At 60.7% G+C, this 21,709-nt stretch carries 22 protein-coding genes; 7 read left to right on the top strand and 15 right to left on the bottom strand.

The window, feature by feature from the left end:
* The first annotated feature begins 30 nt into the window (after positions 1 to 30).
* On the top strand, positions 31 to 537 hold the full coding sequence (locus tag AACX78_RS11055) for a hypothetical protein (protein ID WP_005310800.1): 507 nt from the start codon (positions 31 to 33) through the stop codon (positions 535 to 537).
* Positions 538 to 620: 83 nt separating this feature from the next.
* Here the strand turns inward: AACX78_RS11055 and AACX78_RS11050 are convergent, their stop codons facing one another.
* A complete protein-coding gene (locus AACX78_RS11050) occupies positions 621 to 2,330 on the bottom strand; it encodes a glycoside hydrolase family 36 protein (protein ID WP_159166214.1) in 1,710 nt (569 codons plus the stop codon).
* Between the two features lie 214 nt (positions 2,331 to 2,544).
* Between AACX78_RS11050 and AACX78_RS11045 the strand changes: the two genes are divergently transcribed.
* From AACX78_RS11045 to cdd, 3 genes are all read left to right on the top strand, one after another.
* Positions 2,545 to 2,901, top strand: a complete 357-nt coding sequence (locus AACX78_RS11045) for a CidA/LrgA family protein (RefSeq protein ID WP_005310798.1) — start codon at positions 2,545 to 2,547, stop codon at positions 2,899 to 2,901.
* Positions 2,898 to 3,584, top strand: coding sequence for an LrgB family protein (locus AACX78_RS11040; RefSeq protein WP_059112396.1), 687 nt, complete (start codon positions 2,898 to 2,900; stop codon positions 3,582 to 3,584). Before AACX78_RS11045 ends, AACX78_RS11040 begins: the two co-directional genes overlap by 4 nt.
* 188 nt (positions 3,585 to 3,772) lie before the next feature.
* Positions 3,773 to 4,654, top strand: coding sequence for a cytidine deaminase (gene cdd, locus AACX78_RS11035; protein ID WP_159166213.1), 882 nt, complete (start codon positions 3,773 to 3,775; stop codon positions 4,652 to 4,654).
* A 78-nt stretch (positions 4,655 to 4,732) separates the two neighbouring features.
* Here cdd and AACX78_RS11030 read toward each other — a convergent pair whose 3' ends face one another.
* The 14 genes from AACX78_RS11030 to pspA form a co-directional block, all read right to left on the bottom strand.
* Complete coding sequence (locus AACX78_RS11030) at positions 4,733 to 6,397, bottom strand: AMP-binding protein (RefSeq protein WP_159166212.1); 1,665 nt, start codon at positions 6,395 to 6,397, stop codon at positions 4,733 to 4,735.
* A 97-nt stretch (positions 6,398 to 6,494) separates the two neighbouring features.
* Positions 6,495 to 6,773, bottom strand: coding sequence for a YfcL family protein (locus AACX78_RS11025; RefSeq protein WP_034523848.1), 279 nt, complete (start codon positions 6,771 to 6,773; stop codon positions 6,495 to 6,497).
* A 124-nt stretch (positions 6,774 to 6,897) separates the two neighbouring features.
* Positions 6,898 to 8,013, bottom strand: a complete 1,116-nt coding sequence (locus tag AACX78_RS11020; RefSeq protein ID WP_159166211.1) for an ATP-NAD kinase family protein — start codon at positions 8,011 to 8,013, stop codon at positions 6,898 to 6,900.
* Between the two features lie 195 nt (positions 8,014 to 8,208).
* The gene (locus tag AACX78_RS11015) at positions 8,209 to 8,697 is read right to left on the bottom strand and encodes an OmpA family protein (RefSeq protein WP_021139593.1); all 489 of its coding nucleotides are present in this window, start codon (positions 8,695 to 8,697) and stop codon (positions 8,209 to 8,211) included.
* 2 nt (positions 8,698 to 8,699) lie between these two features.
* Entirely contained in the window at positions 8,700 to 9,968 is a 1,269-nt protein-coding gene (locus AACX78_RS11010; protein WP_159166210.1) for a diguanylate cyclase domain-containing protein, read from the bottom strand.
* Positions 9,965 to 10,516 (bottom strand): YfiR family protein, encoded by a 552-nt coding sequence (locus tag AACX78_RS11005; protein WP_159166209.1) that lies wholly within the window; start codon positions 10,514 to 10,516, stop codon positions 9,965 to 9,967. Before AACX78_RS11005 ends, AACX78_RS11010 begins: the two co-directional genes overlap by 4 nt.
* A gap of 196 nt (positions 10,517 to 10,712) precedes the next feature.
* Positions 10,713 to 12,260, bottom strand: coding sequence for a transcriptional regulator TyrR (tyrR, locus tag AACX78_RS11000; protein ID WP_021139596.1), 1,548 nt, complete (start codon positions 12,258 to 12,260; stop codon positions 10,713 to 10,715).
* 134 nt (positions 12,261 to 12,394) lie between these two features.
* The gene (locus AACX78_RS10995) at positions 12,395 to 12,748 is read right to left on the bottom strand and encodes a 4a-hydroxytetrahydrobiopterin dehydratase (RefSeq protein WP_021139597.1); all 354 of its coding nucleotides are present in this window, start codon (positions 12,746 to 12,748) and stop codon (positions 12,395 to 12,397) included.
* 53 nt (positions 12,749 to 12,801) lie between these two features.
* The gene (gene phhA, locus AACX78_RS10990; RefSeq protein WP_159166208.1) at positions 12,802 to 13,596 is read right to left on the bottom strand and encodes a phenylalanine 4-monooxygenase; all 795 of its coding nucleotides are present in this window, start codon (positions 13,594 to 13,596) and stop codon (positions 12,802 to 12,804) included.
* A gap of 169 nt (positions 13,597 to 13,765) precedes the next feature.
* Complete coding sequence (locus AACX78_RS10985) at positions 13,766 to 14,809, bottom strand: YcjF family protein (RefSeq protein WP_159166207.1); 1,044 nt, start codon at positions 14,807 to 14,809, stop codon at positions 13,766 to 13,768.
* Positions 14,810 to 14,878: 69 nt separating this feature from the next.
* The gene (locus AACX78_RS10980; RefSeq protein ID WP_159166206.1) at positions 14,879 to 16,285 is read right to left on the bottom strand and encodes a YcjX family protein; all 1,407 of its coding nucleotides are present in this window, start codon (positions 16,283 to 16,285) and stop codon (positions 14,879 to 14,881) included.
* 131 nt (positions 16,286 to 16,416) lie between these two features.
* On the bottom strand, positions 16,417 to 16,821 hold the full coding sequence (gene pspC, locus AACX78_RS10975) for an envelope stress response membrane protein PspC (RefSeq protein WP_005310766.1): 405 nt from the start codon (positions 16,819 to 16,821) through the stop codon (positions 16,417 to 16,419).
* Positions 16,818 to 17,054: an envelope stress response membrane protein PspB gene (gene pspB / locus AACX78_RS10970; RefSeq protein WP_005310764.1), complete on the bottom strand. Its 237-nt coding sequence runs from the start codon at positions 17,052 to 17,054 to the stop codon at positions 16,818 to 16,820. Before pspB ends, pspC begins: the two co-directional genes overlap by 4 nt.
* Positions 17,055 to 17,057: 3 nt before the next feature.
* Positions 17,058 to 17,738, bottom strand: a complete 681-nt coding sequence (gene pspA, locus AACX78_RS10965; protein ID WP_005310762.1) for a phage shock protein PspA — start codon at positions 17,736 to 17,738, stop codon at positions 17,058 to 17,060.
* 194 nt (positions 17,739 to 17,932) lie between these two features.
* Here pspA and pspF point away from each other — a divergent pair, with 194 nt between their 5' ends.
* The 3 genes from pspF to AACX78_RS10950 all read left to right on the top strand — a co-directional run bounded on the left by pspF (position 17,933) and on the right by AACX78_RS10950 (position 21,707).
* Positions 17,933 to 18,967: a phage shock protein operon transcriptional activator gene (gene pspF, locus AACX78_RS10960; protein WP_159166205.1), complete on the top strand. Its 1,035-nt coding sequence runs from the start codon at positions 17,933 to 17,935 to the stop codon at positions 18,965 to 18,967.
* 182 nt (positions 18,968 to 19,149) lie between these two features.
* Positions 19,150 to 20,745: an ABC transporter substrate-binding protein SapA gene (sapA, locus tag AACX78_RS10955; protein ID WP_201302941.1), complete on the top strand. Its 1,596-nt coding sequence runs from the start codon at positions 19,150 to 19,152 to the stop codon at positions 20,743 to 20,745.
* Between the two features lie 2 nt (positions 20,746 to 20,747).
* Entirely contained in the window at positions 20,748 to 21,707 is a 960-nt protein-coding gene (locus AACX78_RS10950) for an ABC transporter permease (RefSeq protein WP_021139605.1), read from the top strand.
* Positions 21,708 to 21,709: the final 2 nt, after the last annotated feature.

Here is a 21,709-nt window from a genome sequence, read left to right as displayed (position 1 = left end):
GGCTATCGACCCTTGGAGATGCTTCATCTGATGCGCTCAGGATTGCCCGGTTTCGGTTTGTTCGTCTGCTCCCTGCTGCCATCGGCCAGCATGGCGGCAGTACGTTTTGATGTCCCCGACTACCTGTTGCGGTTGCCGCAGCAAACCTATCAACTGATCGAAAGCAACTTCAACCACCTCTACCAGCAGACCGACTTCACCCCCCAGATCACCAACAGCTATTTCAACCGCTCCGATCTCTACAACTTTGTGGGGGTGCCGCTGGCCATTACCCCCCAGGCCGGTTTCCAGCTGGAGGTTTTTGGTCAGCTCTATAACCAAAGTTCACAAAGCTATGTGCACATGAGCAAGGATCTGTCGCTCTATCGCATGATCCGGGCCGACGTGATTGGCAACCCCAATGATGAGGTCGCCATCGGCCTGGGGCTCGGTATCCCGCTTAGCGCCCGGCTCACTTTCAAGGCGCTGCTCTCCAGCAACGAGATCCCCGGCTATGGCGCCGCCAACTACGCCATCGGCTTCGAGTGGCGTTACTGACCTCACGCGGTCGGTATATTGACAGGATTTACCAACAATTCAGGCTCCCGATGGGAGCCTGAATTGTTTATGGCAGCAAAGGATCAGAGGTAGCGGATCACCCGCCCCTCGCCCCCTTGCAGAGTGAGCGAGGTACCGATGGCGCCCTCGTCCCAGAAATCCTTCCCACCTTCCGGCAACAGGCACTCCTGGGGTTGCGCTTCCCAGTTGAACAGGCAAAGCAGGCTGCCCCCTTCAGGCAACACCACTTCGCCGCAGACAAACTCCATCGACTCGAAACGGGCAGACGGGGCTCTAACTGCACACAAGGCCAGCAGCTTTTGCAGTTGCCCCCCTTGCTCACCATCAAGCGCTTGCAGTCTGTCTCCTGCCAGCATCATGCCGCCGCTTGCAACCAGCGCCGCCAGATGGAAGCTGTAATCCACAGGGCTGGCCTGCTGACTCGGCAGATCCCGCAGGCAGATGCAGTCAGGATCGAGCACCCATAGTCTGTCGTTCTGCCAGGCACGGCAGAAGACCTCGCGGGCGATCTGGCGAAAACGGTGGCCATTGCGCTCCACGTCGTCGCTCACCCGCATGCCGTGTACCAGTCCCAGGCTCGGCCAGATTGGCGCGTTGCAGCCAAGCAGGAAAGCCCCCTCACCCGCCCCGTGCAAGATAGCCGCCATCCCACGACGATAGGCTTCCACCCGGGTGGCGGAGGTGTCGTGAAAGCGGCCGCCATGGATGGCGCCCCAGAAGTTGGCATCCAGCTTGAAGTAGTGAATGCCCCACTGCTCGCGCAGGGTGCGGAACACGCCCTCGAGGTGAACCTGCACCTCGGGGTGGGTGCCATCGAGTACGTACCAGGGGGTGCAGCGCCAGCCGCCATAGGTGACTCGCTCGGAGGGCAGCGGCAGGCCATCTTCCCCCTTCACGAACCAGTCGGGATGCTCCTGAAACACCTGCGAACCTGGTTCGGCAATAAAAGGGGCGACCCAGAGTGCGGGCTCGCACCCGGCGGCGTGGATCTCGGCCGCCAGCGCAGCCACCCCTTGCTCGAACTTGGGCGAAGGAGCAAGCCAGTCCCCCATTTTTGCCTGATAGCCATCATCGATCTGCACGTAGCGCAGAGCCGGGAAACGCTCGGCACGCACCGCCAGATTCTCGCGAATGTCATCGGCGCTGACGTCCGCATAATAGTGATACCAAGAGCACCAGCCATTGGGGCGCTCGCCCACCTGACCGATCAGCGAGCCGTGTTCGGCGGCGATCCGCTCCGCCAGTTCGGCCAGCAGCGCCTCCCTGTCAGCCCCTTCCAGGCAGATCAGCGCCTCGCTTTGCCAGTGCTGGCCGGCAGACAACAGGCGATCTTCGCAGTTCATCAGGATCTGCAAGCGGCCATCCGGGTAGAGGCGAAACTCGCCGCCAAAACGGTGACAACTAGCAAAGGCGAGCAGCAGCCAGCCCTTGTCATGCTCCACCAGCAACAGGTTATGAACTGTGTGATAGCCATCATCGTCCGTGATGCGATAGGCGCTTGAATCGGGGCAACGGCCGACAGGTTGCGGGGATTGCCAGCTGCCCATGGTCTGGGCCAGCATCTGGAATCCTTCGCCATAGAGAGGGGTATCGAGCGGGAGGCCGAGCTTGCCATCAAACAGTACCCAGCGAGCGACCCGGGTATCGTCACTGCCCGTGTTGTCGAGCCGGACCCGGCACAGGGACCCGTCCCACTGACGGGTCTGCAACAACTGAGGGGGCAGATCACTATCGGCCGCCAGTTGACGCACGCGGGACAAGAGGGATGTCATGGCTACTCCTTGTTATTGGTGATTGGTTATTGAAAAATATGTGTTCAGCACGCCATGGTCTTGAAAATCCATGGTTCAGAAAGATCTGCTATCAAAGAATCTTCAATGAAATCAGCCATCATCGAACTAATTTCAGCTGTTATTGTTTTAATGCCGCGCCTCTGCCTCTCTGGTAAACTGCCCATTCATTCACAGTTTCCAAGTTGAGGCTCAGGTGATTGCGCAACGTGCCTTGCTCTACCTTCGCGACTTCATGGTCATAGTCGCCTGCCTGCTGGTGGGTAAAACCCTGGCCGCCATACTGCCTTTTGCCTTCCCCGGCAGCATCATCGGCATGCTGTTGCTGTTCGTGCTGCTCTCCTTGCAGCTGGTGAAGCTGCACTGGGTCGAGCTCGGTGCTGGCCTGCTGCTGCGGCATATGGGCGTCCTGTTCGTGCCGGTAGCCGTTGGCCTGGTCGCCTGGCTTGAGCCCCTGCGCCAGTCCTTCGGTCTCATCATGCTCTGTATCGTACTGGGGATAGTCTTGATCCTGGGCACTGTCGGGCGCCTGTACCAAAGGATGAACAAATGATCTTCTGGCTTGCCATTCCCCTGACCCTGGCACTCTATTTTGCCACCCGGGCCCTCTATCGCCGTCTGCCCTGGCCCATCATCAATCCCGTGCTGGTGCCCACCGCCGTCATCATAGGCCTGCTGCTCTGGCTGGATCTGCCCCTTGAGCAGTACGAGAGTGGCACCCTCCCTATCACGGCCCTGCTGGAACCCGCCGTGGTGGCACTGGCGCTGCCGCTGTATCAACAGGCCCGCCAGATCCAGGCCAGGCTCAAGCCCATCCTGGTCTGTACTCTGGCCTCCGTCTTGATCTCGGTCTGCACTACTCTGGTTGTCGGTCATTTTATGGGCGCCGACCCGACGTTGCTGGCATCGCTCGCCACCAAGTCCATCACAACCCCGCTTGCCATGAGCGTCAGCCAGTCCATCGGCGGTATACCCGCCATAGCGGCGGCCGTGGTGGTGGTGGTCGGGATCGTCGGCGCTCTGATCGGGTACCCGCTGCTCACGCTGATGCGGGTCACAGATCCTGAAGCCCAGGGACTCGCCATGGGGGCCTGTGCCCACGCCATCGGTACCGCCACCTCCGCCGAGAAGGGCATTACCCAGGGCGCCTTCTCGTCACTGGCCATGGTGGTGTGCGGCATCCTCACCGCCGCCGTTGCCCCCCTGCTGTTTGCTCTTTATCACTGGTTGACCTGAGGGTCACCCATTTACTGGCGCTGCGGGCCTGTTGGCCCGCCACTGTGCGAGCTGACGCACAATTTGCGCAAGACAAACGTTTCCTTTATCCTCCTCCTCCTTTTGCCCGTCAGGGCGTGAGCGCGCTCACACATTTTGCCGAGCTTGCTCCCTACAATGGCCCCCCAATTGGCCTTTGAGGACACACTATGCATCCCCGTTTTGCCAAGCCACTCGATACCCTGTCCGCCCCGCTCAAAGCGGCGCTGCTGCCCATGCTGGACAACGATTTCCAGGCCCGTTTTACGCCACAGCAGGTGGCGACCCTGAAAGCCGCCACAGGGCTCGACGATCGGGCCCTGCGCCTGGCCCTGCTGCCGCTGGCGGCCGCCTGCTCGGTCGCCCCCATCTCCAGGTTCTTCGTCGGCGCCATCGCCTGCGGCCTGAGCGGCAGCTGGTATTTTGGCGCCAACATGGAGTTTGCGGGCCAGGGGCTGTTCCACTCGGTCCACGCCGAGCAGTCCGCCATCTCCAACGCCTGGCTGGGCGGTGAGACAGGGATCAGCGAGATCACGGTCAACTACACCCCCTGCGGCCATTGCCGCCAGTTCATGAACGAGCTGAGCACCGCCAAGACCCTGAAGGTCTCCCTGCCGGATGACTTGAGCGAGCTGCAGTCCTTCCTTCCTCACTCCTTCGGCCCCGCCGATCTCGACATCACCGATGCCCTGATGAGCCCCCAGGCCCACGACGAGCTCAAGCTTGAGAGCGACGACCCCCTGTGGCAGGCCGCGCTGGCCGCCGCCCGCCAGAGCTATGCTCCCTACAGTCAGGGCTATGCCGCGGTGGCGCTGCAGTTCGAGGACGGCCGCATCTTCTGCGGCCGCTACGCCGAGAACGCCGCCTTCAACCCAAGCCTCCCTCCGATGCAGATGGCTTGCGCCCACGCTGTGCTGTGCGGCGAAGATCTCGCCAGCATCCGTCGCGCCGTGCTGCTGGAGAGCAAAAACGGCCAGATCAGCCAGCGGGATTCCGCCCAGTCCACCCTCAAGGCGCTGGGTTCGGTCGAGCTGGAATACCAGGCCGTCTGAGGTACATGACGCCCAACAACAAGGGGAGCCATTGGCTCCCCTTGTTGTTGCAGTTGATCGCTGAGTCACGTCAATCTGTCAGGATTCCCAGATGATGCTCTGGGAGGAGGACCACTGCTCGCCGATGTTTGCGTATTTTTGCTCCAGCAGGTGGCGCTTGATCTTCATGGTGGGGGTGAGTACACCGTTTTCAATGTTCCAGGGCGTCTTCACCACCAGGATGCCACGAATTCTGGCGTGAGATTCCAGTTGATCGTTGACCCGGTTGCGCGCCGCCTCCAGCTGGGCATTGATGCTTTCCCGATTACCCTTCATGGCGCTCTCGGCCAGCTGCACCAGCGCAATGGGCTGGGGCATACCGTAACCAATCACGCACAGCTGCTCTATGATGGGCTCCTGTCCCAGCAAGCCTTCAATGGGCACAGGTGCCACATACTTGCCCTTGGCGGTTTTGAACACATCCTTCATGCGACCTGTGATGGTGAGATAGCCCTCTCTATCCAGCTTGCCCATGTCGCCGGTATGGAGCCAGCCGTCGGCATCGATGGCTTCGCTGCTGTGTTCAGGATCCTTGTAGTACCCCAGCATCATGCCCTCACAGCGACAGAGGATCTCCCCCTCATCGGAAATCTTGATGGTCACCCCGGGCCCCGCCTTGCCGACCGTGCCTATCTTGTCGGCGCGGAAGGGGTAGTTGAGGGTGGAAAAAGCGTGGTTCTCCGTCATGCCCCAGGCTTCGGTTATCTTGATGCCGATGCTGTTGTACCACTGCAGCAGGGCCGGTGACACTGGCGCCGAGCCGCAACCCAGCACCCGCGCCTGATCCAGCCCCAGCCCTTTTTGCAACTTGCCCTTGATGAGACCCGAGACAAACGGGATCTTGAGCAGCAGTTCCAGCTTCTTCTGGGGCAGCTTTTCGTGGATCTTGATGCGGAACATGGCCCACAGCCGGGGCACAGAGATAAAGACGGTGGGACGGCAACGCTTGACGTCATCAATGAAGGTGTCGAGCGACTCGGGGAAGGCGATGGTGGCGCCGCTGAACAGGCTGCCGCCATAGATGTAAACCCGCTCCGTGATATGGGCGAGCGGCAGATAGGAAAAACCGCGATCGGTGGCGGTCAGCTCCACCGCTTCCACCAGCTTTTCACAGGACCAGGCATAACGCTCGACGCTCAACATGGCACCCTTGGGCTTGCCGGTACTGCCTGAGGTGTAGACCAGGCTCAGCAGCGCATCCGGCACCTGCTCCGGGCTGTCGGAGATTGGTTCGTGCGCCTCCAGCAGATCGTCCCACTGATGGCTGGCGGGCATGGTCTCATAGGGCATGGCAATGCGCAGCAATGAGGCAGGCACACCCGCCTCCTGGCTCTTCCAGTCGTCCAGCTTGCCGACGAAGATCGCCTTGGCTTCGCTGTGACGCAGCACATATTCGATGGTATCGACGTTGGCGGTCGGATAGATGGGCACGCTCACGTACTGCCCCATCTGCATGGCCAGATCGGCGATAAACCACTGGGCGCAGTTCTTGGAGAGCAGGGCCACCTTGTCACCGGGCTCCAGCCCCAGATGGCGCAGCGCCGTCACCATGCGTCGCGCTTCGTCAGCCACTTCACCCCAGGTAAAGTCGACGTATTCGCGGTTGATGGTTTGACGAAGATAGACTCGGTCAGGACAGTGCCGCTCCCAATGGTAGAGCATCTCGAGCGGCAGTTTATTGGCAATACGTGAGGAAGAAGCCATAGTTTAATCCCTGAAACAAAAGGCGAAACTTATTATTAACCTTTCACTAACTTCAGGGAAGCGTCAACTAAAACTTCTGTTTGAAATGTGTATTCGATCAAGCTTCTGCTTGTTGTTGCAGACGCTGCCACATGGCTTGTACCAGCTCTTCATCCTGTTCAGAGAGCTCCCCCTCCAGGATGGCCTCGTTCAGGCTACGCAGTACATAACTCTTTACATCCCGCACCAGGGTCTTGCCCTCCAGCTCGGCACGCGCCACTGCCAGCGAAATGTGACCGCGCAGATAGCCCCCTGCAAACAGCTCATCTTCCGTCGCCGTGGCCACCATGGCGTCTATCAGTCCCAACAACTTGTGCTCAAATTCATGAATCGTCATGTAACGCAGCCTCATTTTCAGAGTGGCTGGCAAAAAATTGCCGGCAAAATAATTCGGGGGAGTGGAATCGCGATCAGGTTGATCGCGGCTCTCTGGCGCAAGGGCCAGCCGCATCCTTGATGTCCTATTCCGGGTTGGCCACCGGGTAGATGACCTGATCCTTGTATCCCGTGGTTATGCGCAGATAACCACTTAACGACCGGTTCAGTGCCGGATCATCGGTATCCACCAGCAGCGGCCTGCCCCCGAGGGCAGCCAGCTTGGCTTTGGTAGCCAGGACCTGGATCTGGTCCAGCCCGACAGCCCGGATCACCTCTGGACTCAGTTGCTGATTTCCGCGCCCGAACAGATGTCCCTGACCGCCGATCAGGGTAATGATCAGACGACAGCGACGACCGCGGATCCGGGTCAGGATCTCGGCGGCGGACAGATCCTGCCCGATAAGCCGGCCATTTTCCACCAGATCCACGCCGAGCAAGGTATTTTCCAGCCCCAGCGCCGCCATGCAGGCAGCGACAGTGCTGCCGGAGCCCATCAGGTAGAGGGTATCTGGCTCCATCTGCTCCACCACACCCGCGGCAAGATCTGCCAGTACCAGCTCTTCGGACTCCCGCCCCCCCTGCTTGACCGCCTGCACGTAGCGCAGATCCCCCGGTACCAGCAGCTGGCCATAGTGGCGGGCTCGCACCTTGCCCAGGCGAAATGCCTCCTCGTCGATATCCATCACATCGGCATCCACCAGACTCAGCCATTCGCCGGCGATCATGCGGGCGGCCACGCGACCACTGGCCGCGGGGGTCACGCCGTAAACGCCGGAGTGGATCTTGCAGCCCGCCGGAATACCGAGCACATGGCAGGATTCCCCGACAGCAGCGCAAATGTCCCGCGCCGTACCATCGCCACCGGCAAACAGCAAGAGATCGACGCCGGCCGCACGCATCAAGTCGGCGGCGGTGCGAGTGTCAGCCGCCGTGGTGGCCCCTGCGGCGGGCTGATAGACTATGCGACAAGGCAACTGAAGAGACGCCGCGAGATCAGCCCCCATCTCGCCTGCGACCGTGAGCAGCTCAAATGGGGTGGCAAGGTCACACAGGGGCAACAAGGCTTGTCGTGCCCGCTCCTGCGCCTTGGGCACAGCCCCCCGAGCCAGCGCTTCAGCCACCACACCGTCACTGCCCTTGAGACCAACCGCGCCACCAATGCCGGCGACCGGGTTAATGATGAGCCCTAAACGAAACATAGATTTCTCCCTCTGGTCGGTCGCCATTCTATCTTTTCAAGGCGCTGAGACAAGCCATGTCGGGCCAGCACTCATCCTCCTTTTCCATCATTTTGCCAAGAGCAGTCACCACGGCTGCAAACAACTCGAGCAGCAAGCGGGTCAGCCACAAAAAAGAGCGCCATCAGGCGCTCTTTTTTTATCCACACAACCGGCTTATTCGTTGCTGATGATGATGCCAACGCGGCGGTTCTCTGCCCGACCAGCAGCCGTCTTGTTGTCTGCCACCGGATCCCGTTCACCGCGGCCACGGATGTCCAGGTTGGCCGGCTGCATGCCGACCGACACCAGCACATCGGCCACCGATTTCGCCCGTTTCAAAGAGAGCTGATCGTTATAAGCCTCAGGTCCGTTGGAATCGGTGTGACCATCGATCCGCGCCTTGTTCAGGCCAACCCCCAGCAAGGTCATGCCCAGCTTTTCCACCAGGACACGGGTGTCAGGGTTGAGGGTTTCCGAATCGTTGGCAAACAGCACACGGTTGGAGAAGTCCAGAGTCCAACCCTCATCGGTCAGGCGAAAGCCTTGCTCCTTGAGTACGCCGATCTGCTCCGCCGTCAGACCGCGAGGGGCACTTTGACAGCCCGCCAACACGCTCAACAGCAGGCCGATCAGGCCGGTTTTCATCAGGACAGTGATCTTCATTGTTATTTTTCCTCAGCAGAAACATCAAATTCCAGCTGGTCATGAAGTGCAAGCTCCCGACGCAGCCGTTTGGATTGGTACATGGCATTGTCAGCCTGCTGCAACAGTTCACCGGCAGTGAGTCCCTCATCCGGATACACGGCGAGGCCTATGCTGATGGCGGCCACCAGCTGACGACCATCCCCCAGTACCACAGGGTCGGCCATCGCCAGCTGGATGCGGGACACCACATCCTGCGCTTCGCTCTCTTGCAACAGAGGTGTCAGCAAGATGGCGAATTCGTCGCCGCCCAGCCGACATACCAGATCCATCGGCCGAAGCTGATGTTGTACCCGTCTGGCCAAGGCGATCAGCACGTCATCCCCGGCGGCATGGCCCAGGGTGTCGTTGATCTGTTTGAAGCGATCACAGTCGAGGTAGAGCAGCGCAAACCGCTCCTCTTGCAAACGGCCCGTGGTCACAGCTTGATCCAGACGAGCCTCAAAAAGAGCACGATTGGGCAGACCGGTCAAGGCATCATGAGTGGCCTGATGCAGCAGGCTGGCGTTCTCCCGCCGTTGGTGGGCCTGCCAGGCCTCCAGTTCATCGAGCAGGGAGTTGAAATCCTGGCCAAGTTCGTGCAACTCGGCGATGTCGGCCTCGGGCACCCGCATGGCAAGGGTACGTTGACGACTGACACTGTGGGCCACCTGAGCCAGCTTCTTGAGCGGCACAGTGATGGAGTTTTGCATCCAGCGCGCCACATAGAGCGACCCCACTGCACTGAGGATGAGGCAGACCAGCATGGCCATCAGGGTTTGCAGCAGAAACAGCAGCAGGTACTGACCGTGGCCGACCAGATGGACGCGGGCTATCTCGACGCCGCCCCGCATGATGGGCTGCTCGATGGGGCCAGGCAGGATGATCTGTGCAAGATACTGCTCAAGGCCAGACCAGGGGGTGGTCATGGCCCGGCTCCAACTTGCCAGCGGTCTGCCATTGGGCAACAGGATGCTGGCCAGTGCTACATCCTCGTGGGTGACAATGGCCTGCAGCGCCTCTTTGGCGACCTCTTCGTCATGGAATACCACGGCCGCTTCACTGGTGTAACTGATGGCACGCGCCACCAGCTCAAGGTTGTGGTCCGCATAGATACGTAAGGCCAGCAAAGCAATACAGGTCAACAGCAGACCGGCCATACAAACAGCGGTCAGGGACGTCACCATATGGGTGCGTCCCAAGCTCTGTCGCAAAGTGAGCCGCTGCGCCTGTGAACGAAAAAACGCCTTCATGGTGTCTCCTCATCCGCCCTGGCCAGCTTCAGCACGGCGGGGTGAACCCGCACTCCGCTCCTGGCGAGGGCATCCAGATTGACCCGAAAGCGAATGCGCTCCGACCCTATCAGCAAGCAGAATACGGCGTCGGCGGTACACTCGGCGCTCTGCTCGCTGATGCTGAGAATCGCATGGCCGCGCAGCCGCTGGAACAATGGCAGGCGCCGCTCTGGCGCCAGCACTCCCAGATAGAGCACATCGCACTGCCGCCCCAGCATCTCATCCTCGACATCGTAACGGCGTACACTGACCGGCCGGCCATTGGCCTGCTGCTTGATGGCAAACAGCGCTGTGGCATATTCCGTCGGCGCGGCGATGCACAAGCGCAGCGCCTCTGGCTCGGTGGGCCAGCGGGTGTAGCTGAGTATGTCGAGCACCGTCTGTCGCACCTGCTCTGAGCGCAGCTCGGCAGAGGTCAAAGGAAGGTGCTCGCGGGCCAGCGCCAGCGAGCAGAACAGGAGCGTCAACCACGCCAGGGACCGGGTCAGAGAAAAAAAGTGCATCATGCCTGCGCTTATTGAACATGCGGTCTATTTGAAGGGCTGATGCCCGTTCAGGGAGATCCGGATGAATGTGGTATTGAACTTGTCAGCAGCATGACAAGGCAACATCGACAGAGCAAGGGGGTGCGCCAGCAATTGTCGCTATAAGAAGAGGGCCCACGCTGGCGTGAGCCTCGATATATCACTTGAATTCATTCGCTTACTTCTTGCTGATCCCGTATTCACGCAATTTGTTGGCGATGGCGGTGTGCGACACGCCAAGGCGCTTGGCCAGCTGACGAGTGGAAGGAAACGCTGGATAGAGCCGCTCAAGCAGCCGGCTCTCGAAGCGTTTCACTGCCTCGTCCAGGCCCCCTTCGAACCACTCGTCGATGAGCGGCATGGCATCGGCGGCCACCGGCAGATCCACGTGCTCCGGACCGATTTCGTCCCCTTCCAGCAAGGTCATGGCGCGGTAGAGGCAGTTTCGCAGCTGACGCACGTTGCCGGGCCAGCGGTAGGCCGTCAGGTACTCGGCCATGTTGCGGGTAAAGCGCGGTCTGGGCCGTTGCAACTCGCTGGCGAAGCGGGAAACAAACTGCTGGGCCAGCGCCATTATGTCCGCCTTGCGCTCGCGCAGAGGGGGCAGCGCCAGACTCAACACGTTGAGGCGATAGTAGAGATCTTCCCGGAACTTGCCGTCGTGCACCAGATCCAGCAACTGCTTCTGGGTGGTACAGATGAAGCGCACATTGACCTTCACCTCCTGCTCGTCACCGACCCGGCGAAAGACCCCGTCCTGCAGCACCCGCAGGAACTTGGTCTGCAGATGGGCAGACATGTCGCCGATCTCGTCCAGCATCAGGGTACCGCCGCTGGCCAGCTCCAGCACGCCGCGCTTGCCTTCGGTGTTGTTGCCAAACGCACCGGGGGCGTAACCAAACAGTTCGCTCTCGGCCACGTTGTCCGGCATGGCGGCGCAGTTGAGGGCCATGAAAGGGTGACTGGAGCGCAGGCTGGCACCGTGGCAGGCGCGGGCCAGCAGCTCTTTGCCGGTGCCAGTCTCGCCGACGATGAGCAGCGGCGCATCCTGCATCGCCAGCTTGCTCGCCTCTACCAGTACCTGCTTCATCTTCTGGCTCTCGGCCTGCAGGTGCTCGAAGCCCCCCACTTCCACCGCGTGCAAGGCACTGAAGTGCATGCCGACCCGGCGGGCAGATTTGAGCACCACGACGGCGCCGGCCAGGGCCTGGCGGCCCTTCTCTTCGGCCACGAACAGCGGCATCAGATCCGCCAGATACTCTTCGCCGTTGAAGCTGAGCTTGCAGGTCTGCGGCTTGATTTCGCTCGCCTCCAGCCAGCGGCTGAAGGAGAACCCCTTGACCAGAGAACCAAGGGCCATGCCACGTATCTCTTCCACCGGCAGGGCCAGGGTCGTCAGAGCAGACTGGTTGGCCTGGGTCACCTTGCCTTTGGCGTCGAGAGAGAAGACCAGATCCGGCAGCGCCTTGAGCAGGGCCTCAATCTCGTGGTGTTCACGCTCTGATGGCATGTAGGGGATGGTCTTGACGTCATAGACGCCGGGAATGCGGCGGATCTCAGGCATCAGGTGCTGAAAATCGCGAAACTCCAGCTCGGGAAAGTTGAGATAGATGATGCCTGAGGTATCGATTTCGATGCCGCGCAGATCGATGTTGTGCTCCACCAGACGGTCGAGCAGTTCCCGGGTCAGGCCCAGGCGGTCTTCACAGCTGACTTCAAGACGCATTCGGGACACACTTCCTAGCTAACTCTATGAATGACCGGATAATACAGACTCGATCCCGCCAGTGCGAGCGCTGGCCCATAAAAATGCGGGCCTGCCCCGCTTTCGCCGGGCAGGCCCGAGTCACTGGGGGAGGCTTATTTGTGCAGCGGATCGCTGAGCAACTGATCGGTACGCGCCGCCATGATAAAGTCGTTGCGGTGTAATCCGCCTATCTTGTGGGTCCACCAGCTGACGGTCACCTTGCCCCATTCGGTCAGGATCGCAGGGTGATGAAACTCAGCCTCCGCCAGTTCACCCAGACGGTTGGTAAACGCCAGCGCCTCCTTGAAGTTGCGAAAAGTAAATTCCCGCCTCAGTTGCAGCTCTCCTTTCACCACCAGCGGCTGCCAGTCGGGAATGAGGTGCATCAGTTCGCTCAGCTCCTGCTCGCTCACCTTGGGGGCATCGGCGTGGCACGCTTCACACTGCTGGCTGGCCAGTTCGGACATGGGTCTCTCCTTGTTCATCAATGGGAATGAGATAACGAAAAATCGTGGTGAGTTCAGCTCGCCTGCTTGCCTGCCGCCGGCTCAAAGCGTGGCGGGCGCAGGCCGAGGCGCCTCGCCTCCCCCACCATGGCCATGATGTCCTGCTCCGCCAAACGGTAGAGCGCCGCCAGCTCAGGCAGCACAAAATAGGTGGGCTGCATGATGTCGATACGGTATGGGGTGCGCAGCACTTCTATGGGATCGAAGGGTTGCAGCACAGGCTGGCCACCGAGGGCATAGGCGGTCTCGCCGATGGAGGAGAGAATGCCGCCGCCGTAAATTCTCAGCCCGGCAGGGGTATTGAGCAGGCCGAACTCCACCGTGAACCAGTAGAGCCGGGCTAGAAAGACCCTATCCTCCTTGCTCGCCTGCAGGCCAAGCTGACCATAGACATGGGTGAAGTGGGCGAAGGCGGGATTGGTCAGCATGGCGCAGTGGCCGAAGATCTCGTGGAAGATGTCGGGCTCTTGCAAATAGTCGAGTTCATCCCGGCGCCGGATAAAGGTAGCCACCGGAAACTGGCGATTGGCCAGCAGGGCAAAGAAACGGTCGAACGAGATTAACGCGGGCACGGCAGCCACCGACCAGCCGGTGGCGGGTTGCAGCACCGCATTGATATCCATCAGCTGGGGGATGCGATCACGGGGTAACTTCAGGCATTCCAGCCCCGCCAGATAGTCGTCGCAGGCCTTGCCGGCAAGGGCTGCGAGCTGGCGCTCGATCAGGATTTGCCAGGTGCCATGCTCCTCATTCGAGTAATGGACAAGACCCAGGGGATCTGGCTGGTGTGCTGTGTAGAGACTTGCCATGAGCGGTTCCATCCTGTGCGCACGCCCGGACATCCAAGCATCGGCGACTCATCGTTGACTGACAGGATCACTGTAACGGTTTGCCCCTCAAAAAAGCAGCCGACCCCGGGGTCGGCTATCGATGCAAATTGTAAACAATTTGTGACAACCACAATCGAGGCCCGGGCCGTCACCCCCTGTTGAGATACCCCGCCAGCTGACCGATGAGCCGCTTGCGCAGCTCACCGAGCTTGGGCTTCTCGTCACCACACCAGGGCAACGGGCGGCACGCCTCTATGGTACGCAGGCCAAGGCGGGCAGTGAGCAGACCCGCGCCCACCCCTTGCGCGGCGCGGGCGGAGAGCTTGGCGGCCAGCTCGGCTCCCAGCAAGTCCATCCCCACCTCGGTCACCAGCTCGGTGGCACCGGCATAGAGCATGTTGCGAAATACCTGACGAATGAGGCGGATGCGGCTCCAGTAACCGAGCTCGATGGCATAGACGTCGGCGATGTCCTCGATCATCCGCAGGTTGCGCCACAGCATCAGCATCATGTCGACGGTGGCAAGGGGGCTCAGGGCCACCAGCACGGCGGCCTCCCCCGACCATTTGGCCACCCGGGCCTGGGCCAGCTTGTCACGCTCGGTGAGCACCAATTGGCTGTATAGGGTCAGCACTTCCCGATCGCTGTGGCTCTCGTCAAGCTGGCTCAGCCAGCTTTGATACCCCTCGCGCCCCTTGTCGTCACTCTTCTCGGCGAGCGCCTCGCAAAAAGCCTGCCCCTGCCCGACGCCCTGACGGGCCAGCAGATCGTCGGCGCGCGAGCGCACATCTTGGCGCCGCTTGAGGGTGCGCAGCCGCAACCACTCGCGCCCCACTACGCCGGCTGTGCCCACGGCCACCAGACCGGAGGCCAGCAACCAGGCGCTGCCCCAAAGCGGTGTAGTGAGCAACTGGTCATAGAGAAAGACGCCATATTGCCCCAAAGAGAGCAGGCCAACCGCCCCCAACCCCCAGCCGAGCAGCCGATGGCGACGACGCGGCTTGATGGTGAGGGCGGGCTCCACGTCGGTGAAATCATCGAGCTCGTCAAGGCGCTCGAAGCTAGCCTCTTCCAGCAGCTGGGCCGGAGCAGGCGGGCACTCTTCGCTCGCCACCGACACGCTGGGCTCGAGGATCACCTTGCCCTGCAACGGCGTCGTCTCATCGGCCCTGTGTTTTGTCTGATCGTTCATCTTTTTGCTTGTTCCTCCACGCGGCTGTGCAGCCATGCCTGATCTGTATCCATTGCCACAGAGCCTGGGTTATTCGAGGTGATCCCCGAGCAGAAACTCCAGCGCAGCATCGAGCCGGATATGGGGCAGCGCCTGATGGGCGCTCATCGCCAAGGGGCGAAATGCCTGAAAATCAAAGCCCTGATTGTTCCACCACTGTGCGGGCGGGATATGGGCAGGCACCTCCCCCGGGAAGAGCAATAACGGCTCCCCCGAGAGACTGGTACCGCGGATGGCGGGAAACTCGCGGCCATTGGCCACCCCCTTGCCCACCTCGGTCGCCTTGATGGCGGCCAGCGCCAGACACTCTGTGGTGATCCCCTCAAAACGTGCCTGACCCCGGCCGCTGCGCACCAGGTGCTGGAGCAAAGAGACCAGAGGGCCGTGCTGCTCGGGGGTGACGTGATCGGCCTTGCTCGCCACAAACAGCAGCTTGTCGATGCGCGGCGAGAAGAGCCGTCGCCACCAGTTGCTCTTGCCGTAGGCAAAGCTCTCCATGATGCGGGCGATGGCCTGCTGCATGTCACCAAAGCTGGCGGCGCCGGCATTGAGGGGTTGCAGGCAGTCCACCAGCACTATCTGACGATCGAAACCGGCAAAGTGCTGCTCATAAAACCCCTGCACCAGATGCTGCTTATACTGCTCGAAACGCTGCTTGAGGGTGGTATAGAGGCTGCCATCGGCGGGCTCGCCAGCAGGTTTGTCCCACATCCAGGGCACAAACTGCAGCATGGGGGCACCGGCATACTCCCCCGGCAGCACAAAGCGACCGGGTTGGATGAGGTGCAGCCCAAGCTCGCGCTTGCAGGCATGGAGGTAATCGGTATAACGCTCGGCAAGCTCCGCCACAGGCCGCTCTTCGAAGGCCTGCCCGGCCTGCCACGCGGTTGTCAGCCACGCGGTCGCCAGCGCCTGCAACTCGGGGCGACGCAGCTGGTCACGCACCTGCTCGCTCCACTGCTCATAACTCAGTTCAAGCAGCGGCAAGTCGAGCAGCCACTCCCCCGGATAGTCCACCAGATCCACATAGAGGGTGGACATGTCTCCCAAGTGCTTGCGCAAGGGATGGCGGGTGCGATAGCGGATCTCGAGGCGTACCTCGGCCACCCCGCGGGTAGGCTCGGGCCAGGCAGGGGGATCACCGAACAGGGCATCGAGCCCGCGCTCATAGGCAAAGGTGGGAATGTGGGCATTTTTCTGGGGCACCCGACGGGCGCCCAGGATCCGCCCCTGCCGCTGGGCATCCCACAACGGCAAGCGGCCATCAATGGCCGCATGTTCAAGCTGGTTGACCAGCGCCGTGATAAAGGCGGTCTTGCCGCTGCGGGAAAGACCCGTCACTGCCAGTCGTATGTGGCGATCCCGTACCCGGTTCACCACGTCGGTGGCCTTGTGCTGCAAGAGCGACCATTTTTGTTCGAGTTTGTTGCGTATCAAAGCGGATCCCGTTCTCCCGTTTGTCCCATTTATTCTCGATCGTACGACCCGCTTGCACTCACCGAACCTGCCAACCAGATTGGTCATGCAGGTTCGATGAGTCCGGCAGGCCTCATCGAACCGTCAAGGATTCACAGCTTGCTGAATTCCCGTTGCAGGGTGAACTCCTTGGAAGTCACCAGCTTCTCGATGCGCTGCAGCCTGGGCTCCAGAGTATCGAGCTCCTGCGCGATACGACCCAGTGCCTGATGGGGCGTGATCCCCGCCTGCCAGCTGCGCGCCTTCATGCGCACCTCGGCAAAATCTCCCTCCTCGTTTTGATAGAGAGTGACCGGCTTTTTATCGAGCAGAAACCAGGCTGCTATGTAGGCGGTGAAGGTGATGAAACCTGCAAAGATGAGACCGCTGATGGCCAGCAGCCGCACGATCCAGGTCTCCACCCCGAAGTAGTCGGCAAGGCCGGCACACACACCGGCTATCTTGCCCTGTTGGGGGTCGCGATAGAGATTGCGCCCCTCACGATTCGATGGACTCATACCTTGTTCCTCCAGCCCGGGACTTCCGCATCCAGAATGGACTCCAGCGCGCCGACCCGCTCCTGCATCTTCTCGGCGCGGGCCAGCAAGCCTTGCAGTTGCTCCCGTTCGCTATCGGCGAGACCGGTACCGATCCGCCCCTTGGCTCTGTAGTGCAGCACCAGCCAGATAGGGGCCACCACCACCATGAAGACCACCATGGGAACCATCAATACGCCCAGCAGATCTTCCATCCGTTACTCTCCCTGTTTTGGTGTGGTGTCGCCCTGGCCCAGCTTCTGACGCATGGCCTCGAGCTCCTTGCTTATCTGATCGTCGGCTTCCAGCTCGGCAAACTGCTGGGCCAGGGCCTTGTCCGATTGTCCCAGATCGGCACGGGCTTCCATCTCGTCGATGCGACGCTCCATGCGCTCGAACTTGCTGACCACGGCCTGACTGTCGCCACGGGCAACCTGGCTCTGCACATTGAGGCGGCTGCTGGCAGCTTCGGTGCGGATCGCCATCGCTTTTTGACGGCTGCGGGCATCTTCCAGCTTGGCTTCCAGCTGACGTATTTCGTCACCCAGTTTCTCGATGCCGCTGTCCACTGCCTGCTGCTCGCGATAGAGGGTCTCGGCCAGCTCGCTCTGCTTCTTCTTCTCGATGAGGGCGGCACGCGCCAGATCTTCGCGCCCCTTGGCCAGCGCCAGCTCGGCCTTGCCCTGCCACTCGTTCACTCGCTCCTGATGGCGACTGACCTGGCGGCCTATCTCTTTCTGGCTGGCGAGGAAGCGAGCCAGATTGGAGCGCTCCTTCACCAGTTCATCTTCCATCTCCTGGATGATCAGGCGCACCATCTTCTGTGGATCTTCTGCCTTGTCGAGCAGGGACGTCAGGTTCGAATTGATGATGTCGGCCAGACGGGAAAAAATACTCATGATAGAACTCCTGTGGTTGGCATACGTTGTTTCTCCATTGACAATGGCAACTTGTGTGCCAATCTGGAACGGAATTTAACTTGTTGATTTATATGGGCCTATGGGTCGAGTTTCAAGATAGCCCATGCAAGTGATGATTAAAATCACCAACTTTTGGTAAGATTGACCAGCTTTTACAACTGACAGGGATCACTATGAGCACGGCCACGGAAAGCCTGTTGGGGGAATCCAACGCATTCCTCGAGATCATTGAGCAGGCCTCCCGCCTCGCACCGCTGCGCAAACCCGTGCTGATCATCGGCGAACGGGGAACGGGCAAGGAGCTCATCGCCCACCGCCTACATTATCTCTCGGGGCGTTGGGATCAAAGCTTTGTCACCATCAACTGCGCCACCTTGAGCGAGAGCCTGCTGGAAACCGAGCTGTTCGGCCACGAGGCAGGCTCCTTCACCGGCGCCGCCAAGCGCCATCAGGGCCGGTTCGAGCGCGCCGATGGCGGCACTCTGTTCCTCGACGAGCTGGCCACCACCAGCGCCCGGGTACAGGAAAAACTGCTGCGGGTCATCGAATACGGTGAATTCGAGCGAGTGGGTGGGGCCAAAGCCCTCAAGGTGGATGTACGGCTGGTATGTGCCACCAACGAGGATCTGCCGGCATTGGCCGACAAGGGGCACTTTCGCCACGACTTGCTGGACAGGCTTGCCTTTGATGTCATCACTCTGCCCCCCTTGCGGGAGCGGCGCGAGGACATACTGATGCTGGCGGAGCACTTCGCCCACGGCATGACCCGGGAGCTGGGTTATCCCCTGTTTGCCGGATTTTCGCGCAAGGCGACCCAGCTGCTGCTGGATTACCCCTGGCCCGGCAACGTGCGGGAGCTCAAGAACGTGGTGGAGCGCAGCATCTATCGTCAGGGCAATCCCCAGTTGCCGCTCTCGGATCTGGTGCTCAACCCGTTCGATTCCCCCTGGCGCCCCCGTGCGCAAGGCGCCCCTGCCACGCACATCGCCAGTGAGTGCCTGCCACAGACTAACCCGGCCGCTCAGAGCCTGCCGCTGGATCTCAAAAACGCGGTGGCTGAGTATGAAATTGATTTACTCAAGCAAGCCATGCAGCAATCCCAGTATAATCAGCGCAAAGCCGCCCAGTTGCTGGCCCTGAGTTATCACCAGTTCCGTGGCATGCTGCGCAAATACCAGCTACTGGACAGTGATAACGATGCGGATTGACGCCACAGGAAATGCTGGCCCTGCGCTATCACCAGTGCCGTGGCATGCGGCGCAAATACCCGCTGCTGGACAGTGATAACGATGCGGATTGAAACCACAGGGAGCCCGGTTCAGGCCGACTCCTGCAACTCGCCAGCCCCGATGCTGGCACATTTGTATAAAAACATGGTTCTACAATGAGAATGCTCAAACCCTTGCTGCTTGGATTGCTGGTGCTGGTTACCGGTTGTCAGAAACAAGACGACGCGTCCAGGACGGGACTCATCTACTGTGCGGAAGGCTCGCCCCAGACCTTCAATCCCCAGGTCTCCAACTCCGGGGTGACCCTGGATGCAAGCTCCCGCCCGCTCTACGACCGTCTGCTGGAGGTGAACCCCAACACGCTGGCGCTGGAAGGGGGGCTTGCCACTCGCTGGAACGTAAGTGACGATGGTCTCTCCTACACCCTGACTCTGCGCAAGGGCGTCACCTTTCACCACACACCCTGGTTCAGTCCCTCACGCAACCTGAATGCCGACGATGTGCTGTTCACCTGGCAGCGGCTGCTGGACAAGCAGCACCCCTATCACGCCATTTCGGGGGGCGAGTATCCCTACTTCTACAGCCTGGGGCTGGATCAACTGATCAAGCGGGTCTACAAGAAGGGACAGCTGCAGGTGGTGTTTGAACTGAATCGGCCGGATGCCTCCTTCCTCGCCACGCTGGCCAGCGACTACGCCATAGTGCTCTCCGCCGAATATGCCGACCAGATGCGCCGCGCCGGCACACCCGCACTGCTGGACACCCAACCGGTCGGGACAGGTCCGTTCAGCTTCAAGGAGTATCGCCACAACGAATATGTGCGTTACCTGCGCCACCCGGGCTACTGGGGCGGCGAAGCCAAGATTGAACAACTGGTCTATGACATCACGCCAAAATCCGCCAAGCGCCTGGCCAAGCTGCTGACGGGCGAGTGCGATGTGATGAGTACCCCCGTTGCCAGCCAGTTGTCGGTGATCAAGCAGAACCCGAAGCTGAGCCTGTCCATACAGTCGGGCATGAACGTGGCCTTCCTGGCCCTCAACACCCGCAAGGCCCCCTTCAACAAGGTACAGGTACGTCAGGCCATCGCCAGTGCCATCAATATCGACAACCTGTTGCAAGCGGTCTACTTCGAGACAGGACAACCGGCCAACAGCCTGCTCCCTCCCCTCTCCTGGGGCTACAATCCTTCTCTGCCGATGCGTCAGCAAGACTTGAAGCGATCACGTCAGCTGCTCAAGGAGGCCGGGCTTGAGCACGGATTCGAGATGCAGGTGCTGGTACAGCCGGGCTCGCGCCCCTACAACCCGGATGCCCTCAAGACAGCCCAGCTGATGCGCAGCGATCTGGCCAAAGTCGGCATCAAGCTGAAAATCGTGCAGCAGGAGTGGCCTGTCATCGAAACGCGCCTCGCCCACGGCCAATACGACAGCCTGCTATCGGGCTGGATTGCCGACAACGCCGACCCCGACAACTTCTTTCGCCAGTTGTTGAGCTGCACCGCCGTCGAGCGTGGCAACAACTACAGCCGCTGGTGCAGTCCAGCCTTCGATCAACTGCTGGATGACGCTGTGACCACACCCCAGCTGGCGTTCCGGTTGCGCAACTACTATTACGCCCAGACCCTGCTCAACGAGCAGTTGCCGCTCATCCCGCTGGCCCATGCCCTGCGCACCCAGGTCAGTCGCAGCGACATTGAGGGGCTCTCCCTGATGCCTTTTGGCGGCACCGTCTTCTACCAAGCCCACAGGGAGTAAGCATGTTTCTCTATATTTTGCGCCGCATCAGTCTGCTGCTCATTACCCTGCTGGCCCTGACCTTCGTCGCCTATCTGCTGGATTATCGGCTCATCGGCCTGCAAGCCAGCTTCTGGAGCGGCTATCCTGACTTCCTGAACAAGATTCTGGACGGGGATCTGGGGCTCTCCAGCGTCTCCGGCCTGCCTGTGCTGGACGAGATCGGCCACTACTTCCCGGCCACCCTGATCCTCTGTGCAACGGCGTTTGCCATCTCGCTGCTGGTGGGCATTCCGCTGGGCACCCTGGCGGCGCTCTCACAAGGCAAGCCGCTGGATCTCTCCATCATGACCGCCAGTCTCATCGGTTATGCGGTGCCGGTATTCTGGCTGGCGCTGCTGGTGGTGATGTTCTTCTCGCTGGATCTCGGCTGGTTGCCCGCCTCCGGCCAGATCAGCCTGCTCTACGACGTGCCCTCCATCACCGGCATAGCGCTGTTCGACGTGCTGATGAGCCATGAACCCTGGCGCCAGGCGGCACTGCACGATGCCCTGCGCCACCTGATCCTGCCCTCGCTGGTGCTTGCGGTGGTGCCCACCACAGAGGTGATCCGCCACGTGCGCAGCTCCCTCATCGACGTGATGAAGCAGAACTACATCAAGGCGGCAGCGAGCCGTGGTCTCTCCCGCCGGCAGATTGTCTGGCGCCATGGCCTCAAGAATGCCCTGCCACCCGTGTTGCCGCTGCTGGGTCTGCAACTGGGCAGCGTGCTTACCTCCGCCATGATCACGGAGGTGGTGTTCGAGTGGCACGGGATCGGTCGCTGGCTCATCAGCAGCATAGCCCTGCAGGACTATGCCGCCATCCGTGGCGCCACCCTGGTGGTAGCTGGCTTCGTTATCTTTACCAGCGTCAGCACAGAGCTGCTCACTACCATCATCTATCCGGCACGACGTAAAGAACTCTATGCAAAACAAGACTGAAC

It is taken from the genome of Aeromonas sp. 9A (genome assembly GCF_963900955.1).
Taxonomy (GTDB): domain Bacteria; phylum Pseudomonadota; class Gammaproteobacteria; order Enterobacterales; family Aeromonadaceae; genus Aeromonas; species Aeromonas salmonicida.
The sequence above is the reverse complement of the archived record's forward strand: the minus strand, read 5'-3'. Positions and strand labels throughout refer to the sequence as shown.

What these genes read in the sequence shown, in the direction of transcription:
- phhA (WP_159166208.1), bottom strand. Translation starts at nt 13,596, where the DNA reads ATGGCAAGTCTCTACACAGCACACCAGCCAGATCCCCTGGGTCTTGTC.
- AACX78_RS11010 (WP_159166210.1), bottom strand. Translation starts at nt 9,968, where the DNA reads ATGAAGGCGTTTTTTCGTTCACAGGCGCAGCGGCTCACTTTGCGACAG.
- pspF (WP_159166205.1), top strand. Translation starts at nt 17,933, where the DNA reads ATGAGCACGGCCACGGAAAGCCTGTTGGGGGAATCCAACGCATTCCTC.
- pspA (WP_005310762.1), bottom strand. Translation starts at nt 17,738, where the DNA reads ATGAGTATTTTTTCCCGTCTGGCCGACATCATCAATTCGAACCTGACG.
- AACX78_RS11050 (WP_159166214.1), bottom strand. Translation starts at nt 2,330, where the DNA reads ATGACATCCCTCTTGTCCCGCGTGCGTCAACTGGCGGCCGATAGTGAT.
- pspB (WP_005310764.1), bottom strand. Translation starts at nt 17,054, where the DNA reads ATGGAAGATCTGCTGGGCGTATTGATGGTTCCCATGGTGGTCTTCATG.
- pspC (WP_005310766.1), bottom strand. Translation starts at nt 16,821, where the DNA reads ATGAGTCCATCGAATCGTGAGGGGCGCAATCTCTATCGCGACCCCCAA.
- AACX78_RS11040 (WP_059112396.1), top strand. Translation starts at nt 2,898, where the DNA reads ATGATCTTCTGGCTTGCCATTCCCCTGACCCTGGCACTCTATTTTGCC.
- AACX78_RS10985 (WP_159166207.1), bottom strand. Translation starts at nt 14,809, where the DNA reads ATGAACGATCAGACAAAACACAGGGCCGATGAGACGACGCCGTTGCAG.
- AACX78_RS11020 (WP_159166211.1), bottom strand. Translation starts at nt 8,013, where the DNA reads ATGTTTCGTTTAGGGCTCATCATTAACCCGGTCGCCGGCATTGGTGGC.
- AACX78_RS11030 (WP_159166212.1), bottom strand. Translation starts at nt 6,397, where the DNA reads ATGGCTTCTTCCTCACGTATTGCCAATAAACTGCCGCTCGAGATGCTC.
- AACX78_RS11025 (WP_034523848.1), bottom strand. Translation starts at nt 6,773, where the DNA reads ATGACGATTCATGAATTTGAGCACAAGTTGTTGGGACTGATAGACGCC.
- sapA (WP_201302941.1), top strand. Translation starts at nt 19,150, where the DNA reads ATGCTCAAACCCTTGCTGCTTGGATTGCTGGTGCTGGTTACCGGTTGT.
- AACX78_RS10995 (WP_021139597.1), bottom strand. Translation starts at nt 12,748, where the DNA reads ATGTCCGAACTGGCCAGCCAGCAGTGTGAAGCGTGCCACGCCGATGCC.
- tyrR (WP_021139596.1), bottom strand. Translation starts at nt 12,260, where the DNA reads ATGCGTCTTGAAGTCAGCTGTGAAGACCGCCTGGGCCTGACCCGGGAA.
- cdd (WP_159166213.1), top strand. Translation starts at nt 3,773, where the DNA reads ATGCATCCCCGTTTTGCCAAGCCACTCGATACCCTGTCCGCCCCGCTC.
- AACX78_RS11055 (WP_005310800.1), top strand. Translation starts at nt 31, where the DNA reads ATGCGCTCAGGATTGCCCGGTTTCGGTTTGTTCGTCTGCTCCCTGCTG.
- AACX78_RS11015 (WP_021139593.1), bottom strand. Translation starts at nt 8,697, where the DNA reads ATGAAGATCACTGTCCTGATGAAAACCGGCCTGATCGGCCTGCTGTTG.
- AACX78_RS11005 (WP_159166209.1), bottom strand. Translation starts at nt 10,516, where the DNA reads ATGATGCACTTTTTTTCTCTGACCCGGTCCCTGGCGTGGTTGACGCTC.
- AACX78_RS10950 (WP_021139605.1), top strand. Translation starts at nt 20,748, where the DNA reads ATGTTTCTCTATATTTTGCGCCGCATCAGTCTGCTGCTCATTACCCTG.